A 12,116-nucleotide genomic window follows, 5' to 3' on the forward strand; every position below is an offset into this window, starting at 1 on the left:
ATGTGCACTCGCGTTATGTGGCCCGACGCCGACGGATCGGTGATCGTCGGCCGCAACATGGACTTCCACCAGGACCTGCACACGAATCTCTGGAAGCTGCCGCGCGGCGTCGAACGCGACGACCGTGTGCACGGCGAGCTCACCTGGACGTCGAAGTACGGCAGTGTGGTCGCGGGCGTGTACGACCTCCTCTCCACCGACGGAGTCAACGAGCGGGGGCTGGCAGGCCACGTCCTGTGGCTCGCCGAGTCGGAGTACGGCGACGCCGACAGTTCCCGTCCGCAGCTCGCGATGTCGGTGTGGCTGCAGTTCTACCTGGACAACTTCGCGACGGTCGGCGAGGCAGTCGCGTGGTCGGAGAAGAACGATCCCCAGGTCGTTCCGATGGTGGATCCGACCGGCGGCAGCCGGCCCGCCATCCACCTGGCTCTCGAAGACGCCGGCGGCGACTCGGTGATCTTCGAGTACATCGACGGTGAACTGAAGATCTTCCACAGCCGCGACTACCTGGTGATGACGAACTCGCCGACCTACGACAAGCAGCTCGAGCTGGTCAAGCAGTACCAGGGCCTCGGGGGCGACGATCCGCTGCCGGGCACCTGCCGCGCGTCCGATCGCTTCGCCCGGGCCCTGTACTACGTGCAGAGCCAGCAGACACCGACTTCACAGTTGCAGGCGATGGCTGCGATGCTCAGCATCATCCGGAACTGCGCGCAGCCCTTCCGGCAGGCCGAGCCCGGAAAGCCCGATGCCTCGCAGACGCTGTGGCAGGTCGTCATCGATCTGACGAATCTGCGGTACGCGTTCGAGTCGACCACCCAACCGAATCTGGTCTGGGTCGATCTGCGGAATCTGGACTTCTCCGAGGGCTCCGGCGACGCCAAACTGGATCTCCTCAGCGATCTGGCGCTGGAAGGCGGCATCGCCGGTGAGGTGCACAAGCACTTCAAGAAGCATCACAAGCTGCACTTCGCCTCGATCGAGCAGGCCGAGGTCATCGGGGAACTCGTGGCCGAGGCCGGAAAGTCGCTGCACGGTGTGCGCGCGGCGGAGGTCCGGGCTCAGGAGATCCAGAAGCGCGCCGAGGCGAAGCTCACCGAGTTCATCGCCGCCGAGGCGCACGCGTAGTTCTCCGAGGCACCGACCGACTGCGGCCCGGACTCTCATCCGAGAGTCCGGGCCGCAGTGGTGAGCAGCGAGTCCGCTACAAGTTGATCATGTGACCGATCGCGCCGTGGAAGGTCTCCTGCAGCGCCTCGCTCATCGTCGGATGGGTGTGGACGTTGCGCGCCAGCTCACGGGCGGTCAGATCCCACTTCTGCGCCAGCGTCAGCTCGGGCAGCATCTCCGAGACGTTGTCACCGACGAGGTGACCGCCGAGGAGTTCCTCGGTCTCGGCGTTGGTGATCAGCTTGACGAAGCCGGCCGGGGCGGCCAGGCCCTGTGCCTTGCCGTTGGCGCTGAACGGGAACTTGGAGACGGTGATCTCGTAGCCCTCGGCCTTCGCCTGCTCCTCGGTGAGACCGAACGACGCGACCTGCGGCTGACAGAACGTCGCGCGCGGCATCATCCGGTAGTCGCCCAGCGTCATGGTCTCGGCACCGGCCATGGTCTCGGCGGCGACGACGCCCTGAGCTTCGGCCACGTGCGCCAGCTGCAGCTTCGCGGTCACGTCGCCGATGGCGTAGATGCCGGGCACGTTGGTGCGCATGTGATCGTCGATGGCGATGGCACCGCGGTCGGTGAGCGCGACACCGGTGTTCTCCAGGCCGAAGCCCTCCACCCGCGGAGCGAAGCCGACCGACATGAGCACCTTGTCGACGGTGAGGCTGGCCTCGGCGCCCTTGGCGTCCTTGTAGGTGACGACGACGCTGTCGCCGTTGTCGTCGACCGTCTGGACGGCGGTGCCGGTGAGGATCTTGACGCCCAGCTTCTTGTAGGCCTTGGCGATCTCCTTGGAGACGTCGGCGTCCTCGTTCGGCAGCACGCGCGGCATGAACTCGACGATGGTGACGTCGACGCCGTAGTTGGCGAGCACGTAGCCGAACTCCATGCCGATGGCGCCCGCGCCGACGATGACGATCGAGCCCGGCAGATCGCGGGTGAGGATCTGGGTCTCGTAGGTCACCACGTTCTCGCTCAACGCGACGCCCGGCAGCAGCCGGACGGTGGAACCGGTGTCGACGATGACGTTGTCGAAGGTGATCTCCCGATCCCCGACGACGATCGTCTTCGCGTCACGGAAGACGCCGTACCCGTCGATCTCGGTGATGCCGTTCTTCTTCATCAAGAAGTGAACGCCCTTCACGATGCCGTCGGAGACCTTGCGGCTGCGGTCGAAGGCCGCTCCGAAGTCGAAGCTCACCTCACCGCTCATGCCGAAGGTCTTGGCCTCGTGATTGAAGACGTGGGCGAGTTCGGCGTTGCGCAGCAACGCCTTCGACGGGATGCACCCGACGTTGAGGCAGACGCCTCCCCACCACTTCTCTTCGATGACGGCGGTCTTCATGCCCAGCTGGGCGGACCGGATCGCGGCCACGTACCCACCGGGACCGGCTCCCAGGACAACTGTTTGAAAATGTTCAGCCACGTCGTTCAGGGTACTTCCCGCGTGTGCGCCACGCAGGTGTCCCGTCCCGCTCAGTCGTTCGTCACATTTCAATCAGCGATTGAATCGCCGTTGGAAGTGTGATCTGATCGACGAATGGAGACTAGCGAGAGTACGAACACAACGCGGGCACGACTCCTCGACGCGGCGGAACGACTGCTCGCCACGGTGCCGTACGACGATCTGTCGGTCCGCGCCGTCTGCGCCGAGGCGGGCGCGAATCCCGCTGCGGTGCACTACCACTTCGGCTCCAAGGAATCCCTCGTCGCGGCCCTCCTCCAAGACCGGCTGGAGCCCGAGTGGTCCGACCAGCTCGATCGGCTGGAGTCCGGCCCCCGCACCATCTCCGACATCATCGACGCGATCCTCGAACCGCTCATCGCCCTACAGGCGGCACCGCACACCGCGCCGACCATCCGGGTCCTGGCCCAGTTCGTCCTCGCGCATCCGGAAGCCGAGTGGAACAGCCGCTGGTTCCAGCTCGACGTCTGGACGGACCTGCTCACTTCGACCGTGCCGGGTCTCGATCCCGACGTCGCACGACGACGGTGGCGCTTCGCATTCGTGGTGCTCATGACCGAACTCGCCGCGCCCCAAGAGATCTCGCCGGACAACCTCTCAGCCCTGTCCGACTTCCTGATCGCCGGCCTCGCCGGCCTACCGAAAGGCATCCGATGACCGATTCCGACACGTCCCCGGTGGATCCGTTCGCTCCCGCGAAACTGGGTCCGCTCACACTGCGCAACCGCATCATCAAGTGCGCCACGTTCGAGGGCATGACCCCGGACGCTCTGGTGACCGACGATCTGATCGACTTCCATCGCGAGGTCGCCGCGGGCGGTGCCGCGATGTCGACGGTGGCCTACTGCGCCATCGCCCCCGAAGGTCGCACCGACCGGCACCAGATCTGGATGCGACCCGAGGCCGTGCCCGGGCTGACGGAACTGACGTCGGCGATCCACGCCGAGGGCGCCCTCGCCGCCGCCCAGCTCGGCCACGCCGGCCCCGTCGCCAACTCCGTCTCCAACGGGCTGCCCGCGCTCGGCCCGGGCCGCATTCCCGCCCCGATGGGCATGTCCCTCACCGACAAGGTGCAGCTCGAGGACATCCCCGTCCTGGTCCGGAAGTTCGCCACCGCCGCACGGCTCGCCGTCGACAGCGGATTCAACGGGCTGGAGATCCACCTCGGACACAACTACCTGCTCAGCTCGTTCATGTCGCCGATGCTGAACCACCGGCGCGACGCGTACGGCGGCAATGCCGTCAATCGCGCGCGTTTCGCCCGCGAGGTCCTCGAGGCGGTGCGGAACGAGGTCGGTGACGAAGCCGCCGTCTGGGCCAAGCTCAACATGTTCGACGGCGTCGGCAAGCCGGGCCGCGGCCGTGGCGGAAAGGCTTGGAGCGGAACCAATCTCGACGACGCCATCAAGTACGCCGAGCTCTTCGAGGGCGACGGTCACATCGACGCCATCGAGCCGACCGCGGGCAGCTCACTGCTCAACCCGATGTACCTCTTCCACGGCGAGCCCCCGCTGGAGTCGTTCGCCGATGCGATGGTCGGCGCGATGAAGACCGGCATGAAGATGGGCGGGAAGATGTTCCTCAAGCACTACCCGTACACCGATGCCTATCTCCTTCCGCTGGCCCGCGAGCTGCGGAAGTCGGTCTCACTGCCGCTGATCCTGCTCGGCGGCATCACCGACCGCGCCTCGATGCAGCTCGCGATGGACGAGGGCTTCGACTTCGTCGCGATGGGCCGCGCACTGCTCCGCGAGCCGGACCTGCCGCTGCTGATCCAGAACGACCCGTCGACCGAGAGCAAGTGCGTCCACTGCAACCTCTGCATGCCGACGATCTACTCGAAGACGCGGTGCCCGATCCGCACCGGTGAGGTGCCCGATCCGCTGGCGGTCGCCGGATAGAGCGGTTTCGCCTCCGTCCCCCGAACGTGATAGCAAGGTGTAGTCAGTTCGGGGGACTCCTCCTCCGATTGTCGATAGGCCGATTCGGCCAGGGGAAGTGGTACTCAGACCGGCGGCGAGCGATCGCCGTCGTCGTTGGACAACCACCTCACCCGACCGCGAAACGCCTATCGACACCTCGGAGGTCCGATGACTGACTCCACAGTCTCCCCCGCCGCTCCCTCGTCGACCACCCTCCGGAAGGCCATCGCCGCCTCGGCGATCGGCAACGCGACGGAGTGGTACGACTACGGCGTCTACGCCGCCACCACCACGTATCTCACCCAGGCCTTCTTCCCCGGAGATCTCGGCACCATCGGCACCATGCTCGGCTTCGCCGTCTCCTTCGTGCTGCGGCCGCTCGGCGGATTCGTCTGGGGACCGATCGGCGACCGCCTCGGCCGCAAGCACGTCCTCGCCCTGACGATCCTGCTGATCTCCCTGGCCACCGCGCTGATCGGCGTTCTGCCGACGCACGCGTCGATCGGCGTGTGGGCGCCGATCCTGCTGATCGCCCTCCGGGTGATCCAGGGCTTCTCCACCGGCGGCGAGTACGGTGGCGCGGCCACCTTCATGGCCGAGTACGCGCCGGACCGGAAGCGCGGGCGCTTCGGCAGTTTCCTCGAGTTCGGCACCATGGCCGGGTTCGCCTCCGGCACGGCGATCGTGCTGTTCATGAACCTCGGGCTGTCGGAGACCCAGATGCAGGAGTGGGGCTGGCGCATCCCGTTCCTGGTCGCCCTGCCGCTCGGCATCGCCGGTCTGTACATGCGCTCCCAGCTCGACGATCCGCCGCTGTTCACCGAGGTCGAGAAGAAAGTCGCCGACCCCGGCGGCATCACCGGACAGCTGCGTCAGACCCTGGTGCACTACTGGAAACCGATCCTCATCATGTTCGGCATGGTCGTCGCGCTGAACGTCGCCAATTACACGCTGCTCGCCTATCAGCCCCAGTACCTCAAGGGCACGATCGGTCTCAGCGAGGACGCCGGCTCGGTCGTGGTCCTGATCGGGCAGGTGGTGATGATGCTCCTGATCCCGATCTTCGGCATGTGGTCGGATCGGACCGGTCGCAAGCCGATGTGGCGGGGCTCCCCGGGGGGGCTGTTTTCGTCTTCGCGTTGCCGATGTACTGGCTGATGGGGCAGGGTTTCGCCTGGGCGATCGTCGGCTTCGTGGTCCTCGGCGTGCTCTACATCCCGCAGCTGGCGACCATCTCCGCCACGTTCCCGGCGATGTTCCCGACGCACGTCCGCTACGCGGGTTTCGCGATCTCGTACAACCTCTCGACCGCCGCCTTCGGCGGCACCGCCCCGCTCGTCAACGACGCCGTGGTCGACAAGACCGGCTGGACTCTGTTCCCCGCCGTCTACATGATGGCCGCGTGCGTCATCGGCGGCATCGCGCTGAGCTTCCTGCGCGAGACCGCGGGCGTCTCGATCGCAGGCACCAAGACCCCCGGAACCGAGATTCCGGAGGAGGACGTGGACTTCTCGTCCACCACCGTGCGGAACTGACGGGTCGGTACCTTGGACGTCGTGACCAACGACGACCCGTACCTGTGGCTCGAGAACGTGACCGGCGACGACGCTCTGGACTGGGTGCGCGCGCACAACGCGCCGACGGTCGACGAGCTCACCGGATCGGAGCGGTTCGCCGACCTCGAGACCGGCGCGCTGGAGGTCCTCGACACCGACGAGCGCATCCCCTACGTCCGACGACGGGGCGAGTTCCTCTACAACTTCTGGCGTGACGCCGCGCATCCGAAGGGGTTGTGGCGCCGGACCGCGCTCGAGAGCTATCGCGGGCCCGCACCCGAGTGGGACGTCCTGATCGACGTCGACGCCCTCGCCGCGGAGGAGGGCGAGAACTGGGTGTGGGCCGGGGCCACCATGAATCGCCCCGCCTACGACCGCGCGCTCATCTCGCTGTCCCGCGGCGGCGCCGACGCCGCGGTGGTTCGCGAGTTCGACGTCGAATCGCGCAGTTGGGCGGCCGACGGCTTCACCCTGCCGGAAGCCAAGTCTTCGGTCGGCTGGATCGATCGCGACACCGTCTACGTCGGCACCGACTTCGCCGACACCCCCGACGGCCTGCCCGCCATGACCTCGTCGGGCTATCCGCGGACCGTGCGCCGCTGGTCGCGCGGAACCGATCTGGCCGACGCCCCGACGGTGTTCGCGGGCGAGGTCGCCGACGTCGCCGCCGGCGCGGTCTGCGACAGCACACCGGGCTACGTGCGGCACTTCGTCTCGCGGTCGACGGATTTCTTCAACGCCCTCGACTACGAACTCCGCCCCGACGGTGAGCTAATCCGGATCGACGTGCCGACGGACGCGCACTTCACCGTCCGTCACGACTGGCTCACCGTGCTCGCGCGGTCGCCGTGGTCCGTCGACGGCCGCGACTACCCGGCCGGAACCCTGCTGGTGTTCGACTACCCGGCGTACCTCGACGGCGACCGGACGCACCACGTGCTGTTCGCCCCCGACGAGCACACCAGCCTGCAGGACTACACCTACACGCGATCGCATCTGGTCCTGGTGACCCTTCACGACGTCGCCACCCGCGTCGAGTTCCGGCGCCTGGGCACCTGGGAGCCGGATCCGGTGACCGGGCTCCCCGAGTTGGCCACCGTCGGCGTCCTGGACACCGACCCGGACCACTCCGACGAGATCTGGCTGTCGGCGAGCAGCTTCACCCGCGCGCCCAGCCTGCTGCAGGGCACGACCACCGACGGTGTCGCGGTCATCAAGTCCTCCCCCGAGTTCTTCGACGCCTCGCAGGTCTCGGCGCAGCAGTTCTTCGCGACCTCCGACGACGGCACCGCCGTTCCGTACTTCGTCGTCAGACGCGACGACGTCGAGTCCGGGCCGACTCTGCTCTACGGGTACGGCGGCTTCGAGAACTCCCAGACGCCCGGATACCTGGGCGTCGCGGGTCGGAGCTGGATCTCCCGCGGCGGAACCTACGTGATCGCGAACATCCGAGGCGGCGGCGAGTACGGACCCTCCTGGCACACGCAGGCGCAGAAGGCCGGCAGGCACCTCGTCCACGAGGACTTCGCCGCCGTCGCCCGCGACCTGGTGGACCGAGGCCTCACCACTCCTGCCCAACTCGCCGCGCAGGGCGGATCCAACGGCGGACTGCTGATGGGCGTGATGGCGACGACCTACCCCGAGCTGTTCGGCGCACTGGTCTGCCAGGTGCCGCTGCTCGACATGCGCAGATACCACCTGCTGCTGGCCGGCGCGTCGTGGATGGCCGAGTACGGCGATCCCGACGATCCGGCGGAGTGGGAGTTCATCTCGAAGTACTCCCCCTATCAGCGGCTGCACCCCGAGACACCCGTGCCGGAGATGCTCGTGACGACCTCCACCCGCGACGACCGCGTCCACCCCGGGCACGCCCGGAAGTTCGTCGCCCGGATGGAGGAACAGGGCCGCTCGGTGCGGTACTACGAGAACATCGAAGGCGGGCACGGCGGAGCCGCCGACAACCGGCAGGCCGCCTTCAAATCCGCGTTGGCCTACGAATTCCTGTGGCGCACAGTCGGAGTCGCGGAACGCAGCCACTGACGGGCACTGCGCAGAATCCGGTCGACGTCGAGCATCGGCCGGCCCCGGGTCATCGGATAGAAGGCGAAGCCGATCGTCAGCGCGCTCGCGTGCCCGACGGCGGTGAACGTGACCGGCTCCAGAACCAACGGCAAGTAGAAGAAGCCCATGGCACCGACGATGTACACCCAGCGCCACGGCCTCGGCAGGTAATAGGCGAGCACAGCGATCACCGACGCCATGAAATAGCTGACCCCGACGTCCGTCGCATAGGTGAGCGACGAGTCGGCGTCCCCGTGGGCGATCGCCGCGCCGACCAGGCCCTGACTGATCAGTGTGGCCAGGACGTGCCCGGTCAGGCCGACGACCACGTACCGCCGGCTGCCGATCCAGCGCTCTGCCGTCGCCAGGAAGATGGTGAACCCGATGAAGTACGGCACCCAGTACGCGCCGTCGAGCCAGAACAGACTGCCGAAGAAGGCGCGCAGCGGATCGTGCAGCAGGTTGTCGATGTTGGTCGATCGCTTGCCGAGGATCTGATCGAGCCGATCCGCCGACACATTGTGCTGAACGATGGTGGTCGCGAGCAGGACCACCAGCCACGAATAGGTGACCGGAGCACTGCGGATCCACGCCACCACGACGGCGAAACCGCGCCGCCACCGGCTCTGACTGCTGTTCACCGTCTAACGGTAGGTCCGCGGTGAACCGTGCACCAGTGGGAAGGTGAAATGCCCGGGGTAATATCTCCGCAGTCAGCCGATGCGATGACAGACGAGGAAGCCCGGTCCGATTCCGGCGCGGTACCGCCACTGTGAACTGTCCCCGGAGCGCACCTCCGCGGGCAGCAGCCAGACACTCGTCCATCGCGGACTCGCGATCCCGGGGCGGAGCTCCCCGAGGGAGGTTCCACCATCATGCGATCACCCCGCATCAGCGCACTGCTCGCAGGGGCCGCGGTTATCGTCCCTCTCGTCGCGGCCGGATGCTCGACCCCGCAGTCCGACGACGCCGGTGCGAGCCGCGAGTGCATCACCGACTTCGATCCGGCCAAGGACTACTTCCCTGACAAGTCGACGATCGAGGACGCGACCGGACTGAGGATCGAGTACCACAACTCGTACCAGGTGGTGACGGTCGAGCACCCGGCGCAGGGAGCACCCCCGGCGTCGTACGTCCTGGTCCGCTGCGGCGCACCCGCGCCGAAGCTCACCGGCGACCTCGCGTCCGCACCGCAGGTCCAGGTGCCGGTCCGGAGCATCTACGCCGGTTCCACCACGCACCTGCCCGCGCTCGCCGCCCTCGGGGAGAGCGACGCCGTCACCGGCGTCGCGACCGCCGGGTTCGTCTCCACCCCGGAGATCGTCAAGCGGATCGACGAAGGCAAGGTCCGCGAGTTCACCGACGCGGGTGAGGTGAACGCCGAGAAGGTGATCGCCGGCCACCCGGACGTCCTGGTGACCGACGGCAACGACAGCCCCGCGTTCGGCAAGATCACCGCCGCGGGCGTCCCGGTGATCGCGAATGCGGACTGGCTCGAGGAGAATCCCCTCGGCCGGGCCGAGTGGATCAAGTTCTTCGCCGCCCTCACCGGAACAGAGAAGAAGGCGGCGACCGTCTTCGGGCAGGTCCAGAAGCAGTACCGTGCGGTCGCCGACAAGCTGGTCGACGTGCCGAAGACCGACGTCCTGCTCGGCGAGATCTCGAACGGTTCGTGGACGATGGCCTCCGGCGGCAGCTACTTCGGACGGCTCGTCGCCGACGCCGGCGGCACCTACCCGTGGATCGACGATCCGGCCGCGGGCAGCCTGCAACTGTCGATCGAGGCGGTGATCGCCCGATCGCGGAACGCCTCGGCGTGGCTGCTCAGCGATCCGACGGTGAGCACCGTCGCCGATCTGTACAAGCAGGACCCGCGCTACCGCGCCTTCACGACGCCCGCCCAGCAGGCCTGGAACAGCACGAAGGCCGTCAACGCCGCGGGCGGCAACGACTACTGGGAGAAGGGCGTCCTGCGTCCCGACCTCGTGCTGTCAGACCTGGCGGCGATCCTGCATCCCGATCTGTTCCCCGATCACTCCTTCGAGTTCTATCTCCACCTGCCGCCGCAATGACGAGGACGCTGACGTGGGTGACGCTGATCGTCGCCGGGCTGGCCTCGCTGCTGATCGCCGCGGCGGTCGGATCGGTGCCGATCCCGCCCGGCGAGACTCTTCGCGTCCTCACCGGCGGTCACGCGCTCGACGCGGGCAGCGACTTCATCCTCCGCGAGGTCCGGCTCCCCCGGATCGCGACCGCGGCGCTCGTCGGCGCCGCACTCGGCGTGGCCGGCCTGCAGATGCAGACGCTGTTCCGCAATCCGCTCGCCGATCCGTACGTGCTCGGCGCGAATTCGGGTGCCAGCCTGGGCGTCGCGCTGGTGGCGCTCGGTGGCGGAACGGCGGGCGCGGCGACCTTCGCCGGCGGCCTCGCGGGCTGGGGGCGGGCGGGCAGCGTGGTCGCCGCCGCGCTCGGCGCCGCCGCCGTCCTCGGGCTGATCCTGCTGTTCGCGGTCTGGGTGCGCAACGCGGTCACGCTGCTGCTGATCGGCGTGATGATCGGCGCGGTCACCGGATCGCTGGTGGCCGTGCTCATCGTGTACGCCGACCCGAACTCGGTGCAGAAGTACATGATCTGGGGCCTCGGGACGTTCTCGGCGACGTCGTGGTCGGACCTCGCCGTCGCCGGACCGGTGATCCTGGGCGCCATCCTGCTGTCGCTGGCCTCGGTGCGGTCGTTGAATGCGCTGCTGCTCGGTGAGGACTACGCGCGGTCGATGGGCGTGGACCTCCGGCTGGCGAGGACGGTCATTCTGATGTCCGCCGCCGTCCTGACCGGCGTCGTCACCGCGTACTGCGGTCCGATCGGCTTCCTCGGTCTGGTGATCCCACATCTGGCGCGCGGGGTCTTCCGAACCTCGAATCACCGGATCCTGCTGCCCGCCTGCGTCGTGGTCGGCGCCCTCCTCGCCGTCTGGTGCGGAATCGTCGCCGAACTGCCGGGCCGGGACACCGCGCTCCCCCTCAACGCCGTCACCGCGCTGATCGGCGCACCCGTGGTCATCACCGTACTGCTGCGCGGGCGAGGCAACGGAGGTGCCGTATGACCGCGGGACTGACTCTCGACGAACTCACCATCGGATACCGGGGACGGCGGCCGACCACCATCGCGTCCGGGCTGCACGCGGTCGCCCAGGTCGGCAGGCTGACCACGCTGATCGGACCGAACGGCGCGGGCAAGTCGACGCTGCTGCGGACGGTCTGCGGACTGCAGAAGCCGCTCTCCGGTGCTGTTCGCCTGGCTGACTGCTCGGACACCACCCGGATGCGGCCGGCGCGGCTCGCACGTCGGATCGCGACGGTCGGCACCCAGATCATCGATCCCGGTCGGCTCACTGCCCGCGAAGTCGCCGAGCTGGGCCGGACGCCCTATCTCGGCGCGACCGGACGACTGAGTGCGGACGATCGCGCGCGGGCCGACTGGGCGCTGGAAGCCGTCCGCGCGCAGTCGCTGGCCGACCGGCCGTTCCACGACCTCTCCGACGGCGAGGCGCAGCGCGTCCTCGCGGCGCGCGCCCTGACCCAGGAGCCGGAGCTGCTGGTCCTGGACGAACCGACGTCGCACCTGGACGCGCCGTCGCGGGTCGAGTTCCTCGACCTGCTGAGCACGCTTGCCCGCGAGAACGCACTCACCGTCCTGGTGTCGTCGCACGAGCTGGAGCTCGCGATGCGGCTGTCGGACGCGATCTGGCTGCTGTCGCCCGACGGAGCCCTCACCACGGGAAGCCCGCTCGAGGTCGCAGCGTCCGGCGCGGTCTCCGCCGCCTTCGACCGAGGCCGCCTCCGCTTCGACCCCGAGCGCTTCGTCTTCGACGTGCAGTCGGACGGTTGATCGTCACCGATGAGCTGGTTGAGCCCGGATCCATCGATTGTTGGGGTGGCGGCTCGGGGA

At 68.0% G+C, this 12,116-nt stretch carries 9 protein-coding genes and 1 pseudogene; 8 read left to right on the forward strand and 2 right to left on the reverse strand.

Features of this window, described 5'->3' with window-relative positions; translation table 11 throughout:
- Positions 1 to 1,128 carry a linear amide C-N hydrolase gene (locus SCNU_RS09395; protein ID WP_040518098.1) on the forward strand — a complete coding sequence of 376 codons (1,128 nt, stop codon included), beginning with the start codon at positions 1 to 3 and terminating at the stop codon, positions 1,126 to 1,128.
- A 76-nt stretch (positions 1,129 to 1,204) separates the two neighbouring features.
- Here the strand turns inward: SCNU_RS09395 and lpdA are convergent, their stop codons facing one another.
- On the reverse strand, positions 1,205 to 2,590 hold the full coding sequence (lpdA, locus tag SCNU_RS09400) for a dihydrolipoyl dehydrogenase (protein ID WP_009679132.1): 1,386 nt from the start codon (positions 2,588 to 2,590) through the stop codon (positions 1,205 to 1,207).
- A 114-nt stretch (positions 2,591 to 2,704) separates the two neighbouring features.
- On the opposite strand from lpdA, the gene SCNU_RS09405 reads away from it, so the two are divergent.
- The 4 genes and pseudogenes from SCNU_RS09405 (at position 2,705) to SCNU_RS09420 (ending at position 8,147) form a co-directional block, all read left to right on the forward strand.
- Positions 2,705 to 3,286: a TetR/AcrR family transcriptional regulator gene (locus tag SCNU_RS09405; protein ID WP_009679133.1), complete on the forward strand. Its 582-nt coding sequence runs from the start codon at positions 2,705 to 2,707 to the stop codon at positions 3,284 to 3,286.
- Positions 3,283 to 4,530 carry an NADH:flavin oxidoreductase gene (locus SCNU_RS09410; protein ID WP_009679134.1) on the forward strand — a complete coding sequence of 416 codons (1,248 nt, stop codon included), beginning with the start codon at positions 3,283 to 3,285 and terminating at the stop codon, positions 4,528 to 4,530. Before SCNU_RS09405 ends, SCNU_RS09410 begins: the two co-directional genes overlap by 4 nt.
- 189 nt (positions 4,531 to 4,719) lie before the next feature.
- A pseudogene (locus SCNU_RS09415) lies at positions 4,720 to 6,086 on the forward strand (MFS transporter).
- Positions 6,087 to 6,107: 21 nt separating this feature from the next.
- Entirely contained in the window at positions 6,108 to 8,147 is a 2,040-nt protein-coding gene (locus SCNU_RS09420; RefSeq protein WP_009679135.1) for a prolyl oligopeptidase family serine peptidase, read from the forward strand.
- On the opposite strand, the gene SCNU_RS09425 is transcribed toward SCNU_RS09420, so the two are convergent.
- Positions 8,099 to 8,809, reverse strand: coding sequence for a rhomboid-like protein (locus SCNU_RS09425; RefSeq protein WP_009679136.1), 711 nt, complete (start codon positions 8,807 to 8,809; stop codon positions 8,099 to 8,101). The two genes, SCNU_RS09420 and SCNU_RS09425, sit on opposite strands and share 49 nt — an antisense overlap.
- Before the next feature lie 234 nt (positions 8,810 to 9,043).
- Here SCNU_RS09425 and SCNU_RS09430 point away from each other — a divergent pair, with 234 nt between their 5' ends.
- The 3 genes from SCNU_RS09430 to SCNU_RS09440 are packed head-to-tail and all read left to right on the forward strand — an operon-like array spanning position 9,044 to position 12,056.
- Positions 9,044 to 10,240: an ABC transporter substrate-binding protein gene (locus SCNU_RS09430; RefSeq protein ID WP_009679137.1), complete on the forward strand. Its 1,197-nt coding sequence runs from the start codon at positions 9,044 to 9,046 to the stop codon at positions 10,238 to 10,240.
- Positions 10,237 to 11,271 (forward strand): FecCD family ABC transporter permease, encoded by a 1,035-nt coding sequence (locus tag SCNU_RS09435; protein ID WP_040518102.1) that lies wholly within the window; start codon positions 10,237 to 10,239, stop codon positions 11,269 to 11,271. Before SCNU_RS09430 ends, SCNU_RS09435 begins: the two co-directional genes overlap by 4 nt.
- Entirely contained in the window at positions 11,268 to 12,056 is a 789-nt protein-coding gene (locus SCNU_RS09440) for an ABC transporter ATP-binding protein (RefSeq protein WP_009679139.1), read from the forward strand. The genes SCNU_RS09435 and SCNU_RS09440 overlap by 4 nt, the downstream gene beginning before the upstream one ends.
- The last annotated feature ends 60 nt before the right edge of the window (positions 12,057 to 12,116 follow it).

The organism is Gordonia neofelifaecis NRRL B-59395 (assembly GCF_000192435.1).
Taxonomy (GTDB): Bacteria; Actinomycetota; Actinomycetes; order Mycobacteriales; family Mycobacteriaceae; genus Gordonia; species Gordonia neofelifaecis.

Coding starts and splice junctions, on each gene's coding strand:
- SCNU_RS09435 (WP_040518102.1), top strand. CDS start 10,237: ATGACGAGGACGCTGACGTGGGTGACGCTGATCGTCGCCGGGCTGGCC.
- SCNU_RS09405 (WP_009679133.1), top strand. CDS start 2,705: ATGGAGACTAGCGAGAGTACGAACACAACGCGGGCACGACTCCTCGAC.
- SCNU_RS09395 (WP_040518098.1), top strand. CDS start 1: ATGTGCACTCGCGTTATGTGGCCCGACGCCGACGGATCGGTGATCGTC.
- SCNU_RS09410 (WP_009679134.1), top strand. CDS start 3,283: ATGACCGATTCCGACACGTCCCCGGTGGATCCGTTCGCTCCCGCGAAA.
- SCNU_RS09440 (WP_009679139.1), top strand. CDS start 11,268: ATGACCGCGGGACTGACTCTCGACGAACTCACCATCGGATACCGGGGA.
- SCNU_RS09430 (WP_009679137.1), top strand. CDS start 9,044: ATGCGATCACCCCGCATCAGCGCACTGCTCGCAGGGGCCGCGGTTATC.